The organism is Arthrobacter pascens, assembly GCF_030816475.1.
Taxonomy (GTDB): Bacteria; Actinomycetota; Actinomycetes; order Actinomycetales; family Micrococcaceae; genus Arthrobacter; species Arthrobacter pascens_B.
On record NZ_JAUSXF010000001.1, the window covers coordinates 861,761 to 880,439 of the forward strand.

Below are 18,679 nucleotides of genomic sequence, written 5' to 3' on the forward strand. Positions count from 1 at the left end.
CCTGACCATGACCTCGATGGGACACAGTGAAGTCCGCAGATGCGGCATTTTCGGAACCAGTTCAACGTTAGGAAGCACATCATGGCAGGAAATCTCATTGCCCGGTCAGTTCACGATCTCACGGCCGGAGCCTGGTTCGGCGGGTCGCTGATGGGCGCTATTGGACTCAACGGTGCGGCAGCGGAAGCGACGAATCCGGCCGAACGCACCCGGCTCTCCAGTTCCGGCTGGATGAAGTGGGCACCGATCCAGACGGCCGCTTTCGTGTCGCACCTGCTGGCCGATCTCGCCATTGCCTGGGAAAACAAGGAGCGCATCGCCAAGCAGGACGGGGTGGCGCGGGACACCGCAATCAAAACGGTGGTGACTGTGGCGGGTGCCGCTGTGACTCTTTACGCGGGCGTTCTGGGCAAGAAGGTGGAGAAGCTGGCGGACCAAGGAGCCCGCGGTGCAACCGAACCAAGCCCCGAGGCGTCGGAGGAGCTGAAAACCGCCCAGCAGCAGCTGAAGATGCTGCAGTGGGCCATCCCCGCTTTCGCCGGCCTGGTCATCATCCTCGGCGCCAAACACGGTGAGATGCAGCGGCCCAAGAATGTGTTCGCCGGTTTGAAGTCATAGGCGGTTTGAGGTCATAAGCAGCAGCCCCACCTAGGAACAGGCAGGGGCTGGCAAACGCCCGACGGCGGTCGGCACCAAAGTGCCGGGCCGCCGTCGTCCGTGTCTGCGCCAGGCGGCCTAGGACCGCAGCCACTCCGCGCAGGAGTTGAGGTTCTTGTTGACGCTGGCCACCGCAGCTTCAATGTCGTGGGCCTCGAGGGCGTCCACCAGGGCGCCGTGTCCTTCGTGCGGAAGCCCGTCAAAGCCTGGTCGGTCCTGCTGCCTGAGCAGGTCTGTATGGAACACCTCGCCGAAACTGATGTAGAGCTCATGCAGCAGCGGATTCCCGGAGGCCTGCGCCACCCGTTCATGGAAGCCCCAGTCGGCGCGGGCCCAGGCAGGGTAGTCGCCGGCGTTCCAGGCCGCGTCGCGCTTACTGAGCAGCGCGCGCAAGGCCTTGACGTCGTCGGGCGTGGCGTTTTTGGCCGCCAGCCGTGCCGCCTGCGTGTCCAGGCCTACCCGGACCTCCAGGATGTGCACCTCCGTGTGGTCCCGGTAGAGGCGGCGGGCGGCGCCGGACATCTCGCTGGTGGCCCGGACATAGGTGCCGTCCCCGCGCCGGACTTCCAGCATGCCGCTGTGGGCCAGGGCCTTGACGGCCTCCCGGAGGGTCCCGCGGGACACCCCCAGGCGGGCCATCAGCTCAGTCTCGGAAGGAATCCGCTGCTGCAGCGGCCACTCACCCGACTGGATCATGTCCCGCAGCTTGCCCGTGACTTCGTCGGCGAGCGGCTGGCGGTGCGAGGTGCTCAGGGTCATGGCTGCTTCCTTCCGGCCGGGCGGCCGGTGATCAGGTGCGCCACGACAATCTGGACCAGCGCGAGGGCCAGAAGTATGCCGAGCGGCAAGGTCCAGCCGCCGGTGGCACTGTGCAGCAGCCCGGTGCCGAAGGGTCCCGCTGTGGCCAGGAGGTACCCGGTGGACTGCGCCAGCGTGGACAGCGCCGTGGTCTCCGCGGTGTTCGCCCCGCTGCGGCTGATCATCACCATCACCAGCGGGAAGATGCCCAGCCCGAATCCCAGGAGCACGGCAGGAATCAGCGCGAGGCCCACCGGCAGGAACAGCAGCGAGGCGACCCCCGCGGCCATGGCCACGGACACCAGGTAAAAGGCAGGCCGCAGCATCCGGGGCCGGGAGCCGATGGCGATGAGAATCATCCCGGACGGGACGGATACCAGCTGCATCAGCCCGTACATCAGGCCACTGTCGGAGGCGCTGAGGCCCATGGTGGTCAGCATGTACGGGAACCAACTCAGCAGGGCGTAGGCGAGCAGCGCCTGGAGCGTAAAGATGGCCGTGAGGAGCTGGCCTTTGCGCGTGCGCAGCAGGGGCCAGGGGGAGATGCGGAGGGCTGCGGCCCGGGCACTATTGCGGTGTGCGTGCAGGGCGACGGGCAGGAAACCCAGGAACGCGGCCAGGGCCATGATGCCGATGGCGCCAACGGCGGCAGAAGGCGAGCCGAGCGCCTGCGCCAGCGGGACCACGGCCACGGCTGTGGCTGTGGCGCCGGTGGTCATGGTCACCGTATACAGCGCCGTCATGAGTGACGTCCGCGCCGCGAAATGCTCGCGGATGAAGGAAGGCATGGCCACGTTGCACACGGCCAGGCCGGACATCCCCAACACGGTCCCCGCCACCAGTGCGCCCGTGGCAGGAATGCCCCGGACCAGGAGCCCGGCCGCGAGCATCGCCAGGGACAGCAGGATGGACTTCTCGACGCCGAGCCGTCCCGTGAGCCACGACGTCGCCGCTCCCGCCACCGCGAAGCAGAGCGTCGGAATCGACGGGATGATGGCCGCCACCAGCGGCCCGTATCCCAGCACCATCTGCAAATCGTGGAGCAGGGCAGAAGCCCCCGTGATTCCGGCGCGAAGGTTCAGTCCGATCAGCACGAGCGCAATGACGGCCAGCACGACGGCGGCGCGCGGTTTGGGCGGAGCGGTATCAACTGTAGGGGGAGCGGAGGTTGCGGCGGTCATCCGTTAACGTTAGACGTTAGACGTTTGATGTTTCTAGTTTTGTGGCCAACCTCTCCCCGTGCCAGGGGAGCTGGCCATAGACTCGGGGCCACGGAAGGTTTCCGGCACCAGGGCTTAAGTGGTCTCTACGCCGGTGCTGCGCTGATGTGGAAGGACGGCCTGCCATGGCATCCCAGGGGATTGAGATCGAGAAGAAGTACGACGTCGATGATGCCGCCGTAGTGCCTTCGCTGGCGGAACTGCCAGGTGTTGCCCGGGTGGGCGAGCCGCATGTGGCCACCCTGGAAGCTGTCTACTTCGACACGGACCGCCACACTCTCGCGTCCCGGCACATCACCCTGCGGCGGCGGACGGGCGGCGCCGACGCGGGCTGGCACCTGAAGCTGCCGGCCGTCGTCGGCGACTCAACTGCCGGCGACTCTACTGCCAGCGATTCCACTTCCAGCCACAACGGGGCAGCCCCGCAGCGCCGTGAAATCCACGCGCCGCTGGGCCAACCCGCCGTCGTGCCTGAAAGACTGCTCGCGCACCTGCAGGCCTACCTCCGGGGTGCTGGGCTGATTCCGGTAGTCCGGCTGGAAACCCGGCGCACCACGTACCCTCTCTACGGGGAGGACGGAGTGCACCTGGCGGACCTGGCCGACGACAGGGTGCAGGCGTCTGCACTGAATGGAGACGGCCTCTCTGCCAACGAGCAGAGCCAGCAGTGGCGTGAGTGGGAACTGGAGCTCGTCCACGGCAGCCCCGATCTTTTCCCCGCTGCTGAGGAAGCCCTGGCCGCAGCCGGAGCCCGCCCGGCGAGGCACGGGTCCAAACTTGCCCGCGCGCTGGGTGACGCGGTAACCGGAGACGCCCAGGATGCCGGGGATGAGGCCGATGCCACCGGGCTGCCGACGGCGGAGCCGGGCAAGAAGTCCCCCGCCACCGCCGTCGTGACCTTTTACCTCGCCGCGCAGATCCGGGAGATCCTGGCGCATGATCCCGGGGTGAGGCTGGAAGAGCCGGATGCGGTGCATGCCATGCGCTCGGCTGTGCGCAGGACCCGGTCGGCACTGGCGGCCTACCGCCGGTTGTACAGTGCGGTGGCGGTGCGGCGGCTGCTGGACGAGCTCAAGTGGCTTGGCCGGATCCTCGGGGCGCCGCGTGATGCCGAAGTCATTCTGGAGCGCCTGCGCGGGCAGGCGGACGAGTTGCCGGAAGGGCCTGCTGCGGCGGCGGTGAAGAGCAGCGTCGAGCATGAACTTGGCGGCAGGTTCGACTCTGGTTACCGGAAAATGCAGGAAGTGCTGATGTCCGGCAGGTACTTCCGGCTCCTGGATGACCTCGAGGCCTTCCGGGATCATCCTCCGGTGCGGCCGCAGGCGGAAGCACCTGGCCGGAAGGTTGCCGCCAAACTGGTGGACAAGGCCGCCAAGAGGCTGCGCCGGTCGCACAAGGCCGCGAAAGGTGCCCGGCTGGGAGCGCCGCATGAAACCGCCCTGCACCAGGTGCGCAAGGATGCCAAACGGCTGCGGCATGTGGCGGAGGCCGCCGCACCCGTCCATGGCAAGCCGGCCGCAAAAATCGCCAAGGCCGCCCGCCGGCAGCAGAAGATCCTCGGCGAGCTGCACGACAGCGTGCTGGCGAGGGATCTGCTGGCCCGGCTCGGCGCCGCGCCTGACCTTCCGGAGGCTGTTGCTTCGGCCTATGCCACTCTCGGGGAACGGCAGGAGGAGCTCGGCGCGGCGGCAGAGTCCAAGTATCGGAAGGCGTGGAAGAAATCTCGCAAGTTCCTGCAACGCGGGGTCATTTAACGCCCCTTCCGGCCGCCAACATGGGCGTTAAGTGACCCCGCGTTGCGGTCAGGAGTTGCGGTCAGGAGGAGGGCTGGCGGGCGCTGAGCCGGGAAACCGCCAGCGCCAGCCACAGCTGCACACGGTCGGCGGTGACGGCGGGATCGTAGCCTGTCAGTTCGGTGATCTGGGCCAGCCGGTACCGCACGGTGTTCCGGTGCAGGGTCAGGGCTTCGGCGACGGCGGCGACGGAGCCGTTGTTGTTGAGGTAGCTTTCCAGCGTGGTCATCAGTTCGGAGCCGTGCGCGGCATCGAAGGCCCGGAGCGGGTTCAGGGACTCGTTGGCCATGTCGGCGAGGGGCACATCCTCGCTGGCCAGCAGCAGCGAGGTCAGGCTGAGCCGTTCGGGCTCGTTGACGGGCAGGCCGTGGTTTGCGGCCTCCCTCGCCTCGAAGTAGCTCCAACGAAGGCCGTTCGGCTTGGTGTAGGCCCCGCCGATGCCGATCGTCGCGTGGATTCCGGCCTCCGCCAGGTGATCACTCAGCTTCCGCGCCAGCGCCGCCGCGCCGCTCCCGTCGTCGTTGATCACCACCACCAGATCCTTCCCGACGGCGGCGGCCACCGCGCCCTCCAGCTGCTGCGGTACTGAGGTGCTCGCCAGGGCCTTATGATGCGCGGCGGAAACGGCCAGCAGCACGACGTTCTTGCGCGTGCTGTTGATGCCCACGCCCGCCAGCCGGCGCTGCGCCTCGCTGGTCTCCAGTGCGCCGTGGATGACGTCCTCCAGCACCTGGCCGCACAGCGCCCGCTCTGCCTGCCGCTGCTTGACCATGTTGTTCAGCTCCACGCTGATCAGGTTCTGGGCATAGCCCACGATGCCCGAGTCCTCGAAAGGCTGGCGGACCCAGAGCGTGCAGGCATCCCGGCGTCCGGTGGGGATCGGATAGGAAGCCCAGGTGTCAGCGGAGGGGTGGTCCTTGGCGCTGTTGTACAGCTGCGCCGCGAATTGGGTGAGTGCAATGTCGGTCCGGAGCATGCTGCCCAGATGTTTGAGGAGCTCAGTCAGGCCGCCGCCGGTCAGGAGTGCGCGGGCCAGGACCTGGTGCCCGGCTATTAGGCGCTCCAGCTTGGAGTAATGGTCAGCGGACTGGGCGTCGGCCACGAGTTTGCCGATAGCGATGAACGGGGTCTCGTAGGGGACCTCGACTACCGGAAGTCCCCAGCGGTTGGCCTCGGCGATCATGGCTGGCGGGACGACGTCGTGCGACAGTCCCACGCCGAAGCCGATGCCCACTGCGCCTGCCCGCTGGACCTGGCGGACGAAACGGCGCTGCTCCGGTGCCGAGCGAAGGCGCAGCCCGGTGGTGAGCACCAGTTCGCCGCCGTTGATGAAGCGCTGCGGATCCTCCAGTTCGGTGACCGCAACCCAGTTAATGTCCTGGTGCGACGTGGTCTCGGCGAGGCCCGCCTTGGACAGGTTCAGGGAGTTCACACCCAGGAGGGCAGCGAGGGAAATGGCCATGAGCCAAGGATAGTCCGGTACTGGGCAACCGCACTAAACCATTCCGGTCTGGGTGTGCAGGTGGCTATTCCCTGGGTAAGGGTGCTGGCATAGGCTCGAGGCAGTCGCATCCATCCGCTTCACGGCTGATGGTTCCCTATGAAAGAGGTTGCACACCGTGGTTCAAACCTTGCAGAACTTCATTAACGGTGAGTTCGTCACGCCCTCCGGCACCGGCCTGCTGGACATCGTCAATCCGACGAACGGCGAGGTGGTGGCGCATTCGCCCATCTCCGGCCAGGCCGACGTAGACGCCGCCATGACCGCCGCCAAGGCTGCCTTCAAAACCTGGAAGCACGTCACCCCCAGCCAGCGCCAGCTGATGCTGCTCAAGCTCGCCGATGCCATCGAAGCGAACAGCGACGAACTGGTGGAGGCCCAGCACCGGAACACCGGCCAGGTCCGCTCGCTGATCGCCTCCGAGGAAGTGGCGGCAGGCGCGGACCAGCTCCGTTTCTTTGCCGGCGCCGCGCGTATCCTCGAGGGCAAGTCCGCCGGGGAATACTTCGAGGGCCACACGTCATACGTCCGCCGTGAACCGATCGGCGTCGTCGCCCAGGTTGCTCCGTGGAACTACCCCTTCCTCATGGCCATTTGGAAGATCGGCCCCGCGCTCGCCGCCGGCAACACCGTGGTCCTCAAGCCGTCCGACACCACGCCGGAATCCACCCTGGTCCTGGCCCGGCTGGCAGGCGAAATCCTCCCGGCCGGTGTGCTGAACGTCGTCCTGGGCACCGGGGAAACCGGCGCCCTGATGGTCGAGCACAAGGTCCCGGGCCTCGTCTCCATCACCGGCTCGGTCCGCGCCGGTATCGCGGTCGCATCGGGTGCGGCCAAGGGCCTCAAGCGGGCCCACCTGGAGCTCGGCGGCAAGGCCCCGGCCATCGTGTTCAAGGACGCCGACATTAAGAAGAGCGCCGCGGCCATCGCAGAATTCGCCTTCTTCAACGCCGGCCAGGACTGCACTGCCATCACGCGCGTGCTGGTGGAGGACTCAGTCCACGACGACGTCGTGGCGGCCATGGTGGAGCACACCAAGACGCTCCACACCGGTTCCCAGAACGACGAGGAAAACTACTTTGGCCCGCTGAACAACGTCAACCACTTCAACCAGGTGACTTCCGTCGTCGAGCACCTGCCGGCGAACTGCAGGATCGAAACCGGGGGCCACCGCGCGGGGGACAAGGGCTTCTTCTTCGAGCCGACCATCATTACCGGCGCCAAGCAGACCGACGACATCGTGCAGCAGGAGACGTTCGGCCCGGTCATCACCGTGCAGAAGTTCAGCTCGGAGGAGGAGGCTGTGGAGCTGGCGAACGACGTCGACTACGCCCTCGCTTCCAGCGTCTGGACCAGTGACCACGGCACGGCCATGAGGCTGAGCCGGGACCTCGACTTCGGGGCCGTCTGGATCAACACCCACATCCTCCTGACCGCCGAAATGCCCCACGGCGGCTTCAAGCAGTCCGGCTACGGCAAGGACCTGTCCATGTACGGCGTCGAGGACTACACGCGCATCAAGCACGTGATGAGTGCCCTCGATGCGTAACCAGACTTCCGGTCTCCTCGTCCCAGGTTTTCAAGAAAGGCTTTCACCCATGACCACCACCGCAAACGAAATCACTTACCGCCTGGAGCAGAAGCGCCGCGTCCAGGCTGACTTCCCGGGTCCCAAGTCCGTAGCCCTGGGCGACCGCCGGCGGGCCGTCGTCGCCGCCGGTGTCGCCTCCACCGTGCCCGTCTATGTTGCGGACGCCGACGGCGGCATCATCCACGACGTCGACGGCAACGCCTTCATTGACTTCGGCTCGGGCATCGCGGTGACCAGCGTCGGCGCGTCCGATCCCGCCGTCGTCGGCGCCGTGAAGGAAGCTGTAGAGCACTTCACCCACACCTGTTTCATGGTGACGCCCTACGAAAGCTATGTGGCGCTGGCAGAGCAGCTCAACCGCCTCACCCCGGGCGACCACGAGAAGCGCACCGTGCTCTTCAACTCCGGCGCCGAGGCTGTGGAGAACGCCGTCAAGGTGGCGCGCCTGGCAACCGGCCGCGACGCCGTCGTCGCCTTCGACCACGCCTACCACGGCCGCACCAACCTGACCATGGCGCTCACCGCCAAGGCCATGCCGTACAAAACCAACTTCGGCCCCTTTGCGCCCGAGGTCTATCGCATGCCCATGAGCTACCCCTACCGCGAGGAAAACTCCTCCATCACGGGCGCCGAGGCGGCCAAGCGGGCCATCACCATGATCGAAAAGCAGATCGGCGGCGACCAGGTCGCTGCGATCATCATCGAGCCCATCCAGGGCGAGGGCGGCTTCATCGTTCCGGCCGAGGGCTTCCTGCCGGCGCTGGCTGACTGGGCCAAGGAAAACGGCGTCGTCTTCATCGCCGACGAGGTTCAGTCCGGCTTCTGCCGCACCGGCGAATGGTTCGCGGTGAACCACGAAGGCGTTGTCCCCGACATCATCACCATGGCCAAGGGCATCGCCGGCGGCATGCCGCTGTCCGCCATCACCGGCCGCGCCGACCTGCTCGACGCCGTCCACCCCGGCGGCCTGGGCGGCACCTACGGAGGAAACCCCGTAGCGTGCTCCGCAGCTCTCGCCGCCATCGGTTCCATGGAGGAATACGACCTCATCGGCCGTGCCCGGCACATCGAGGAAATTGCTATCGCCCGGCTGACCGAGCTGCAGAGCCAGCTCTCCTCCGGTGTGATCGGTGACGTCCGCGGCCGGGGCGCCATGCTGGCCATCGAGCTGGTGAAGCCGGGAACCACGGAGCCCAATCCCGAACTCACCAAGGCCGTGGCTGCCGCCTGCCTGAAGGAGGGTGTCATCATCCTCACCTGTGGCACCTACGGCAACGTCATCCGCCTCCTGCCGCCGCTAGTCATCACCGACGACCTGCTGAACGACGGCCTGGACGTCCTGGCCGCGGCGATCAAGGCCAACGCCTAGGAGTTCCTCCCGGAACCGGGATCACCCCACAACACCGCGCGAACTGGCAGCAGATACCCTGAAATTCAGAATTTGGGGTCATCAGCTGCCGGTTCGCGCTGGTTTAAGAGGGGTCGCGCTAGGCGCGGGCCAGCTTCTTCGCCACCGAGTTCTTCCGTGCGGCGCTGAGCATGTCCACCGTGAGGACCAGCAGTGCCAGCCACACCACGCCGAATCCGATCCAGCGGTCCAGCGTCATGGCCTCCCGGAAGACAGCCACGGCCACGACGAACTGCAGGACCGGGGCGAAGTACTGCAGCAGCCCGATGGTGGTCATCGGCAGCCGGCGGGCGGAGGCGCCAAAGGAAAGCAGCGGTACGGCGGTGATGACGCCGGAGGCAACCAGGAGCCAGAAATGGCCAGGTCCTTGGCTGGTCAAGGTGGCAGAACCCGTCAGACCCAGGAAAACCATGGTGGCGGCCGCGAGCGGGGCAAGGACCATCGTTTCCACGCTGAGGCTTGTCACGGCGTCGACCTTCGGACCCACGCGCTTCTTCACAAAGCCGTACAGGCCAAAGCTGACGGCCAGGGTCAGGGCGATCCACGGCAGTTTGCCGTAGGACACAGTTAGCACCACAACTGCCACGAAACCGATTCCGACGGCGGCCCACTGGAGCGGACGCAGCTTCTCCTTGAGGACAAACACGCCCAGCAGGACGGACACGAGCGGGTTGATGAAATAGCCCAGTGACGCTTCAACGGCCTGCCCGGTGGTCACGCCGTACGTGTAGGTCAGCCAGTTAACCGCAATGAGGGCGGCGGCGATGGTAAGGGTGCCAAAGACCGAACGGTCCCGGAAGGCTGCCCGCAGCAGGGGCCAGGAGCGGGTGGCAGTGATCAGCAGGACGCAGAACAGCAACGACCAGACCACGCGGTTCGCCACGATCTCGACGGCGTTGGCCGGCATCAGCGCAAGGAAATACAAGGGCAGCAGCCCCCAGGCACTGTAGGCCGCGACGCCGAACAGGATTCCCGCCGTCGTCTCTTTGTCTACCGGCTTAAGGCCGGCCTGGCCGCCATTCGCAGCCTTGCCCGGCTTCCCTGTTCCAGGGGCCGGTTCGCCGGACAACCCGGGAGCGGCGCCGGCGGCAGTGGAGGAGACGGATCCATGGGGAGTAGGCACGAAACCAATAACACCAGTTCCAGGATCTCTATTCCAACGTTCGGGCAAATAGTCAGTAGGCTTTCTTTTATGTGTAGGAAGCAGGATGCCGGGCCATGAGGCTCCGGCGCAGCAACGCCTCAGGCCGGGGCTACCGCAGGGTACGCGTCGGCCGGGGTTTCAGCTACCGTGACCTGGATGGTTCCACCCTGCCCCCGGGGCCCGTCCGGGACAGACTGGAAAGCATCGCCATCCCGCCCGCCTGGACTGACGTGTGGATATCCCCTTTCGAAAACGGGCACATCCAGGCGACGGGCCTTGACGCGGTGGGGCGGCGGCAGTACATCTACCACCCGGAATGGCGCGAGCGGAAGGACCGGGTGAAGTTCGACCGCGCCCTCCAGCTGGCCGAGTCGCTTCCCACGGCCCGCCGGCTCGTGACGCTCGACCTTCGAAGTGACGGCATCTCGCGGGAGCGTGTGCTCGCTGCGGCTTTCAGGATGCTGGACAGCGCGTCCCTCCGGGTGGGATCGGAACGCTACACCAACGAGAACGGCAGCCACGGCCTGGCTACCCTGCTGTGCGCCCACGTCCAGGTGCGGAAGGACTACTTGTTTTTGAGCTTTCCGGCCAAGAGCGGAAAGGACTGGGAATCGGTCATCCGCGATGCCGATCTCGCCCCGCTGGTGCGCGTGCTCAAACGCCGCGGAGGCAACGCGCGGCTCCTGGCTTACAAGGACGGCCGGAGGTGGAGGCCGGTCACCAGCGCCGACATCAACGCCTACGTCAAGGAGCGCACGGGATCGGACTTCACCGCGAAGGACTTCCGCACGCTCCGTGGAACTGTCGCCGCGGCAGTGAGCCTGGCCCGCAGCGGCCCGCAACGAACCGAGGCTAAACGGAAGCGGGCCATCAGCGTGGCGATGCAGGAGGCCGCCGTCGTCCTGGGAAACACGCCCTCGATCGCACGCAAGAGCTACGTGGATCCAAGGCTCCTGGACCATTTCGCGGCCGGAGAGACCATCGATCCCAAGCGGCTGGATTCGGCAGAGGCGGAGCTCCGCGCACTGCTCTATCGCGAGGGGGACGTGGTTCCGTTGCGGAAAAGCGGCTGACGTTGCGTCACCGTTACCGACTCCCTCACATCAGCCAATTAGAATGGAACACTGCGCGCTACCTGCATTTTGTGCGCTATTGCACTGAGCGCCACTGCATAGTGCGCCTCCGGCACATTTATCCACGTTCCAGAAGGGCTCCCGGTGTCCAACCCAGGCGAAACCACCTCCAAGCGTCCGCTCCGTGTTGCCATAGTCGGCGCAGGACCGGCGGGGGTCTATGCTGCGGATATCCTCACCAAGTCCAACGAGGTCAAGGACGGCGACTTCGAGGTCAGCATCGATCTCTTCGAGGCCTACCCGGCGCCCTATGGCCTGATCCGTTACGGCGTGGCCCCGGATCACCCGCGCATCAAGGGGATCGTCAACGCGCTGCACAAGGTCCTGGACCGCGGCGATATCCGCTTCCTGGGCAATGTCACCTACGGCCGGGACCTCACCCTCCACGACTTCCGCGCGTTCTACGACGCCGTCATCTTCTCCACTGGAGCCATCAAGGACGCCGACCTTCCCATCCCCGGGATCGACCTGGAAGGGTCCTTCGGCGGTGCTGACTTTGTTTCCTGGTACGACGGCCATCCGGACGTTCCCCGCGAGTGGCCGCTGGACGCCAAGGAAATAGCCGTCATCGGCAACGGGAACGTGGCTCTGGACGTTGCCCGGATGCTGGTCAAGCATCCGGAAGAACTGCTCAGCACCGAGATCCCGGATAACGTCTACCGCTGCCTGAAGAGCTCCCCGGTCACGGACGTGCACGTCTTCGGCCGCCGCGGGCCCGCCCAGGTGAAGTTCACGCCCCTTGAACTGCGTGAGCTGAGCCACATGAACGACGTGGACATTGTGCTGTACCCGGAGGACTTCGAATTCGATGACGCCTCCGATGATGCCATCCGCAGCAACAACCAGATCAAGACCATGGTGAACACGCTGACCAACTGGCTGGTGGAGGAACACGCGGAGTCGGATCAGCCGTCGTCCCGCCGGCTGCACCTGCACTTCCTGCACAGCCCTGTCGAGATATACGACGACGGCGGGTCCGGGAAGGTGGCAGGGATCAAGTTTGAGCGGATGCAGCTTGACGGTACCGGGAACGTCAAGGGGACCGGCGAGTTCGTCGACTATCCCGTCGAGGCTGTCTACCGGGCCATCGGCTACCACGGCTCCCCGTTGGATGAACTGGAATACGACGCCAAGCGCGGAGTGGTTCCCAATGAAGGCGGCCGGGTGCTGGACCCCGAGGGCAATCCGGTTCCGGGGATCTATGCCACGGGCTGGATCAAGCGCGGGCCGGTCGGACTGATCGGCCACACCAAGGGCGACGCCTTGGAGACCATCGGCTTCCTGCTGGAGGACCGGCTGACCCTTCCCCCGGCGCAGAACCCGGATCCGCAGGCGATCATCCGCCTCCTCGAGGAACGGGGGATCGAGTACACCACGTGGCAGGGCTGGATCAAGCTGGACGCCCACGAGGCTGCGCTGGGCGCCGAATGGACGGACTCGGATGAGACTGACGGCGTGGTCCGGGAACGCATCAAGGTTGTGCCTCGCGAGGAAATGATCAACATCTCCCGCGGCTAGAGGAGTCCCAGACAGACCTCTAGACCTGCCCTCCATATTCGGGTTAATCTGGTTAACATGAATGTGGAGGGGGGAACAACCCGACGCTATGACAACCGGAGACGGGCTTCCACCGCCGCTGACACCGGGCGTCGGATCCTCGAGGCGACACGAGACCTTTTCGCGGAAAGACCGCTCTCGGATATCACCCTGATCGCGGTGGCTGACCATGCCGGAGTCACGGTGCAGACGGTTATCCGCCGCTTCGGCGACCGCAGTGGGCTTATCGATGCGACCGTCGAGCACGCCGCTGCGCAGGTGATGGCCCAGCGCGATGCCGCGCCCGTCGGCAACGTCCCCGCCGCCGTCGACAACCTGCTGGAACACTATGAGACCACCGGCGCCCTTGTCTTGAAGATGCTGGCCGAGGAGGAAACCTCCCCGGCCGTGGCGGAAATGACGGAAACCGGCAGGCGCCTGCACCGCCGGTGGTGCGAGCGGGTTTTCGCCCCGTTCCTTGAGGGCGAATTCCTGCCGGACGGGGCGGATCGGGACCGCCGTCTTGCCCAGTTCGTCGCTCTCTGCGACGTCTACACCTGGAAACTGCTCCGCCTGGACGCGGGCCTGAGCCGTGACCAGGTGGCCCTTTCCTTAACCGAAATGCTTGAGTCCTTCACCCGGAGGCCATGATGTCCACCGTTCTCGCCTACACCTCGCCCGCCATCGGGCATCTCTTTCCCATGGTTCCCCTCTTGCTCGAATTGAAGGCGCGCGGACATGACATCCACGTGCGGACGATTCCCCAACAGCTCCCGGCGCTGCGCAGTGCCGGCCTCCGCGCCGAATCCGTCGACCCGCGGCTCCTGGAGATCAGGCACCGGGACTATCTGGCGAAATCGATCAAGGACGGGCTGGCCGCGAGCACAGAGACCTTCACGGCGCGTGCACGCTTCGACGGCCCTGACCTTCGGCGGGCCATCGGTGAGGTCAGCCCGGACCTCCTGCTCGTGGACATCAATGCGTGGGGCGCCCGTATCGTGGCTGAGGATATCGGGCTGCCGTGGGCAAGCTTCTGCCCCTACACCCCGCCACTCACGTCCAGGGGAACCCCGCCGTTCGGACCGGGGCTGGATCCGATGCCGGGCCCGCTGGGAAGGCTCCGGGACGCGCTCATCCGCCCCCTGGTGACTGGCGCCGTCGAAAAGCTGATGATGCCAGGGATAAACAGGGCCCGGGCCGGAATCTCCGGCGGCAAACTTCCGCCGTCCCGGAACGTGGATGAATTCTTCAGCACCGCCCCGCTCCTCCTCGTCAGCAGCGCCGAGCCGTTTGAATACCCGCACCCGGACTGGGGACCAGGCGTCCGGATGATCGGGGCGCTGTCATGGGACCCGCCGCTCCCTCCGCCGGATTGGCTTGAGACCGTCAGGGAGCCGATCATCCTGGTGACCACGTCGTCCGAGTACCAGGCCGACGAGGACTTGGTGCGTACAGCGCTCCAGGGCCTGGCCAACGAACCCTTCACCGTCGTCGCCACGCTGCCGGCAGCGGTGACCGGACAGGAAGGAGACCAGCGGGCCGCCGGACCGGGGGATTTTGGCCCCCTTCCCGCGAATGCGCGGCTGGAACGGTTCGTGCCCCACGGAGAGGTGCTGGAGCGCGCCGCTGTTGCCATTACCCACGGCGGTATGGGAGCCACCCAAAAGGCACTGTCCAAGGGAGTTCCTGTGGTGGTGGTTCCCTTCGGCCGGGACCAGCATGAGGTTGCGGCGCGGGTGGTGGCCGCAGGCGCGGGTGTGCGGCTCAGCCGGAAGAAGCTCACTCCGGAGAAGCTTCGTGCCGCAGTTCACGAAGCCCTGACAAAGAAGGAAGGAGCCCGGCGGGTTGCAGTTGGTTACGCGGCTGCCGGGGGTGCTGCGGCGGGCGCCGACGCCCTCGAGGAGCTTCTCCGGATTCCGCACCCGACGGACCCTTCTTCGTCTCACGATGCGGGACAAATATGAGGGTCCGGGTGGTGGACACTACGGTTGATAGGTCTGTTTCCATCACCAACCAGGATTGTGGATCCCCTATGAACCTCCTCCGGACCAAATCAATCGAGCAGTCAATCGCCGACGCCGATGAACCCGGACGCAAGCTCAAACGGTCGCTGAGCACCTGGGACCTGATGATTATGGGAGTTGCCGTCGCCGTCGGCGCCGGCATCTTCTCTGTCGGAGCCAAGGCAGCGGCCAACTTCGCCGGTCCCGCCGTCACCGTGTCCTTCGCGATCGCCGCCGTCACCTGTGCCCTGGCCATCATGTGCTACGCCGAGTTTGCCACCGCCATCCCCGTCGCGGGTTCGGCCTACGTGTTCACGTACGCCACCATGGGAGAGGTGCTGGCCTGGATCATCGGGTGGAACCTGATCCTCGAGCTATTCACCGCCGCTGCCGTGATCGCCAAATACTGGGGGATCTACCTCAGCAAGGTCTTCGCCCTGATGGGTGCCGACGTCCCGCCCGCCCTGTCCTTGGGCGGGGTGGACCTCTACTGGGGCGCGTTCCTGATCGTGGCAATCTTCACCGTGCTCCTGGTGCTGGGAACCAAGCTCTCCGCGCGCGTCGGCAACATCTTTACCCTCATCAAGATCGCCGTTGTCCTTTTCGTGATCGTGGTGGGCTTTACCTACGTGAAGTTCGAAAACTACACTCCCTTCGTCCCGGCGGCTGAACCGACCGGCACCGGCGGAACCGGAGATGTCCTCAAGCAGTCGTTCTTCGGCTTCCTGACCGGAGCGGCTCCGGCCCAGTACGGGACGCTCGGCATCTTTGCCGGCGCTGCGCTGGTCTTCTTCGCCTTTATCGGTTTCGACGTCGTGGCAACCTCCGCGGAGGAGGTCAAGAATCCGCAGAAGACACTGCCGCGAGGCATCTTCGGTGGCCTGGCCGTGGTGACGGTGCTGTACATCCTGGTGTCCCTCGCGCTGACCGGTATGGTGTCCTACACGGAGCTGGCCTCCGCCAAGAACCCGACGCTGACCACCGCCTTCGAGGCCGTCGGCGACACGTCAGCGGCCAAGGTCATAGCCTTCGGATCGCTGGTGGGCCTGACCACCGTGATCATGGTGCTCCTGATGGGCCTGTCGCGTGTGGTGCTGGCCATGAGCCGCGACGGCCTGCTGCCGCGCGCCCTGTCGAAGACCAGTGAAAAGCGTTCGACGCCGGCACGCCTCCAGGTGATTTGCGGTGCCGCCGTCGCACTCGTCGCGGGCCTGACCAACGTGGACCTGCTCGAAGAAATGATCAACATCGGCACTCTCTCGGCGTTTGTCATGGTGAGCCTGGGCATCCTGGTGCTGCGCAGGAAGCGCCCGGACCTCAAGCCTGCCTTCCGTGTGCCGTTCGGCAAGGTCCTGCCGGCGGTCTCCGCTGTGCTCTGCCTCTACCTGATGACCAACCTGGCTGTTGAAACCTTGATCTTCTTCGCCATCTGGCTGGTCATCGGCATTGTCATCTACTTCGCCTACGGCCAGCGCCACTCACGCCTCAACGAGCGCTTCCTTGAGGCCAAGGAAGCTGTCAACGGACCCGCGGACGCAGCCGTCTCCCCTGAAGCCGCAAAATCCGCCTACGACGAGGACGAATTCACCCACGCCTAGCAGAACCCCTGTTCCGCGGTCAGGCGTCGATGCGGACAAGCCTCAATACGAGCGCCCGGTCCGGGTGGAATGTCAGCAGGTCCAGACCCGCCTCCCGGAGAAGGCTCCCGGAGTAGGACGGCACGTCGGCGTCGGAGTCGAGACCTGCTGACTGGTCCAGCCAGCGGGCTGAGCCACGAGGGGCCGAGCGAGCCGGGGCGGCCGGACTCGATGCGGTACCGGGCCTCTGCCAAAAGCCCTGGCAGGCGGATTCGACGTCGCGAATCCGGGGACAGCGGCGGCGTCACGATCGTGTAGATCGCCTCCGAGCAGTCGGCGGCTACGACGCCCCGCAAGGTTGGTGCGTCTGGATCAAAGTCGCCGTCGTTGACGACGCGGCCGGTGCTGATGAGTTGCCGATGCTCCTGATACGAGGAGATCCATTGGGAAAGGATGACCGCCTCCGCGTCGTTTAGCTCTCGGATATCCCACTCGATGCCGAAATGACCGAGGAAAGCGATGGCGCAGCGGGTGTGCAGGTCACTCGTCCGCCCGGTGACGGAGGAGACCGCTGAGGCGACGTGAGAACCGAGCATCTCGGGCGGGACGAGGAGCCCGGTCCACCGGAGCATCCGGGAGCGGTCGAGGGGGTCGTGATTGTCGGAGGTGTGCACGCGGTCGGTGCGCTCAAGGATCCCGAGGTCGACGCGACCGCCTCCCGACGCGCAACTCTCGATCTCGAGCTCAGGGTGCAGCTGGCGTAGCTGATCGATCAGGTCGTACACAGCGAGTGTTTGATCGTGCACGGCCGACGCTCCTGTCGCCGGGTGGCCCGCATCGATCAGGTCGCGGTTGTGATCCCACTTGAGGTAGGTCACGGAGTGGTCGGTCACCAGCCCGTCGAGGACGCGGAGAATATGCGCGAAGGCCTCGGGGTTGGTCAGATCGAGCACCTGCTGATTGCGGAAACGCGGTGGCAGTTCTGGACGGGCCTGAAGGATCCAGTCGGGGTGCGCGCGGGCGAGGTCTGAGTCCTCATTGATCATCTCAGGCTCGACCCACAGGCCGAACTCCATTCCAAGGCTGCGGACGTGCTCCGCGAGAGGGGCGAGACCGTCCGGCCAGGCCACCGGGTCCGGGATCCAATCGCCCAAACCGGCGGTATCGTCGGCACGGCCCAGGAACCAGCCGTCGTCGAGCACGTAGCGTTCGACCCCGAGGCTGGCGGCGCGGGTCGCAAGCTCTGACAGCGTGTCGAAGTCCTGGTCGAAGTACACGGCCTCCCACACGTTGAGCGTGACGGGGCGGGGACGACGGGAAGAACGTGAGCGCTCCCGTAAGAAGCCGTGGTAGCGGGCGGCGGCAGCGTCCAGGCCCACTCCGAAGCTGCCGTAAACCCAGGGGGATACGTAGCTCTCACCGCTGGCAAGGCGCACTTCACCGGGCAGGAGCAGTTCGCCGCCGCGGAAGGCCAGATAACCGTCGCTCCGCTCGACTGCGTGCTGGTGGTTACCGCCGATGCCGACATGGCAAAGCCATACGCGGCCGGCGCCGGCGTCGAAGCCTGGCGTTCCGATGGCGATGACCGTCGTTGCATCCAGACCGGTGCGGCCGCGGCGGGACTCGCGTGTGTGGGAGCCGAAGACGACAGGGTGACGCTGCGGGATCTTCTCGGTGCCCCAGCGGCCCGAGAAATCCAGTATTTCGCGCGCATCGTTGGGCACGCGCAGGGCAGGGTCTACTCCGACTACATCAAGATGTTCGCGGTTATCGCCATCATTGCGCAGGGTCACCCTCGTCCCAAGCAGGCCAGAATCGGAGAGATCGATCTCCAATGTGACTCGAATTCCCGCCCATTCGTCGTTCGCATCAATGATTACCAAGGCGCTCTCCCGCTGCACCCCACCACCCTCGGCAAGCGTTTCGCCGTCCACAGCCACCGAGACAACATCCAGCCGCGGTGACCACGCGCTGCCCCCGCGATGGACCCTAATACCCGGAAGACCGCCCCAGCCGTGCGAATGCTCGGGCAGGATGCCGGCCTCGTAGGGCACGTCAGATAGCACGTTCATTCCTGTCCTGGCGCCGGTTCCCGCGTATTCGACGAGGTCATGGTCACTCGCGTGGATCCGAGGGCCCCAGTGCGCAATCACGGGCAGCGCACCCTCCGTCTGGGTTAGGAGAACTGACACGTCATCAGTGGCGAGGTGAATCACCCGGGGGGATCGCATAGGGATATTCATACCGTCAATCGGCATGTGAGTAAAGTCGGAGATCGATATCTGATATGAAGGCAAGTTCCTGTGGATGACCCAGCT

General features: G+C 65.7%; 14 protein-coding genes. 9 read left to right on the top strand and 5 right to left on the bottom strand.

Going from position 1 to position 18,679, the window contains the following annotated elements; translation table 11 throughout:
- Positions 1-81: 81 nt before the first annotated feature.
- Positions 82-618, top strand: a complete 537-nt coding sequence (locus QFZ40_RS04000) for a hypothetical protein (RefSeq protein WP_306902986.1) — start codon at positions 82-84, stop codon at positions 616-618.
- 117 nt (positions 619-735) lie between these two features.
- On the opposite strand, the gene QFZ40_RS04005 is transcribed toward QFZ40_RS04000, so the two are convergent.
- The gene (locus QFZ40_RS04005; protein ID WP_306902987.1) at positions 736-1,416 is read right to left on the bottom strand and encodes a FadR/GntR family transcriptional regulator; all 681 of its coding nucleotides are present in this window, start codon (positions 1,414-1,416) and stop codon (positions 736-738) included.
- Positions 1,413-2,636: an MFS transporter gene (locus tag QFZ40_RS04010; protein ID WP_306902989.1), complete on the bottom strand. Its 1,224-nt coding sequence runs from the start codon at positions 2,634-2,636 to the stop codon at positions 1,413-1,415. The genes QFZ40_RS04005 and QFZ40_RS04010 overlap by 4 nt, the downstream gene beginning before the upstream one ends.
- 164 nt (positions 2,637-2,800) lie before the next feature.
- Here QFZ40_RS04010 and QFZ40_RS04015 point away from each other — a divergent pair, with 164 nt between their 5' ends.
- Positions 2,801-4,429: a CYTH and CHAD domain-containing protein gene (locus QFZ40_RS04015; RefSeq protein ID WP_306902991.1), complete on the top strand. Its 1,629-nt coding sequence runs from the start codon at positions 2,801-2,803 to the stop codon at positions 4,427-4,429.
- A 61-nt stretch (positions 4,430-4,490) separates the two neighbouring features.
- On the opposite strand, the gene QFZ40_RS04020 is transcribed toward QFZ40_RS04015, so the two are convergent.
- Entirely contained in the window at positions 4,491-5,930 is a 1,440-nt protein-coding gene (locus QFZ40_RS04020) for a PucR family transcriptional regulator (RefSeq protein ID WP_306902993.1), read from the bottom strand.
- A gap of 157 nt (positions 5,931-6,087) precedes the next feature.
- On the opposite strand from QFZ40_RS04020, the gene QFZ40_RS04025 reads away from it, so the two are divergent.
- Positions 6,088-7,518 (top strand): gamma-aminobutyraldehyde dehydrogenase, encoded by a 1,431-nt coding sequence (locus QFZ40_RS04025; protein WP_306902995.1) that lies wholly within the window; start codon positions 6,088-6,090, stop codon positions 7,516-7,518.
- Between the two features lie 49 nt (positions 7,519-7,567).
- Positions 7,568-8,929, top strand: a complete 1,362-nt coding sequence (gabT, locus tag QFZ40_RS04030; RefSeq protein WP_306902997.1) for a 4-aminobutyrate--2-oxoglutarate transaminase — start codon at positions 7,568-7,570, stop codon at positions 8,927-8,929.
- Between the two features lie 118 nt (positions 8,930-9,047).
- Here the strand turns inward: gabT and rarD are convergent, their stop codons facing one another.
- On the bottom strand, positions 9,048-10,100 hold the full coding sequence (gene rarD / locus QFZ40_RS04035; protein ID WP_373427461.1) for an EamA family transporter RarD: 1,053 nt from the start codon (positions 10,098-10,100) through the stop codon (positions 9,048-9,050).
- Positions 10,101-10,186: 86 nt separating this feature from the next.
- On the opposite strand from rarD, the gene QFZ40_RS04040 reads away from it, so the two are divergent.
- From QFZ40_RS04040 to QFZ40_RS04060, 5 genes are all read left to right on the top strand, one after another.
- On the top strand, positions 10,187-11,185 hold the full coding sequence (locus QFZ40_RS04040; protein WP_306902998.1) for a DNA topoisomerase IB: 999 nt from the start codon (positions 10,187-10,189) through the stop codon (positions 11,183-11,185).
- Between the two features lie 144 nt (positions 11,186-11,329).
- Positions 11,330-12,763, top strand: coding sequence for an FAD-dependent oxidoreductase (locus QFZ40_RS04045; protein WP_306903000.1), 1,434 nt, complete (start codon positions 11,330-11,332; stop codon positions 12,761-12,763).
- 57 nt (positions 12,764-12,820) lie between these two features.
- The gene (locus tag QFZ40_RS04050) at positions 12,821-13,432 is read left to right on the top strand and encodes a TetR/AcrR family transcriptional regulator (protein WP_306903001.1); all 612 of its coding nucleotides are present in this window, start codon (positions 12,821-12,823) and stop codon (positions 13,430-13,432) included.
- Complete coding sequence (locus tag QFZ40_RS04055) at positions 13,432-14,745, top strand: glycosyltransferase (RefSeq protein WP_306903003.1); 1,314 nt, start codon at positions 13,432-13,434, stop codon at positions 14,743-14,745. Before QFZ40_RS04050 ends, QFZ40_RS04055 begins: the two co-directional genes overlap by 1 nt.
- Positions 14,746-14,813: 68 nt before the next feature.
- Positions 14,814-16,382 carry an amino acid permease gene (locus tag QFZ40_RS04060; protein WP_306903004.1) on the top strand — a complete coding sequence of 523 codons (1,569 nt, stop codon included), beginning with the start codon at positions 14,814-14,816 and terminating at the stop codon, positions 16,380-16,382.
- Here the strand turns inward: QFZ40_RS04060 and QFZ40_RS04065 are convergent.
- Complete coding sequence (locus QFZ40_RS04065; RefSeq protein ID WP_306903006.1) at positions 16,379-18,553, bottom strand: alpha-galactosidase; 2,175 nt, start codon at positions 18,551-18,553, stop codon at positions 16,379-16,381. The genes QFZ40_RS04060 and QFZ40_RS04065 overlap by 4 nt on opposite strands.
- Positions 18,554-18,679: the final 126 nt, after the last annotated feature.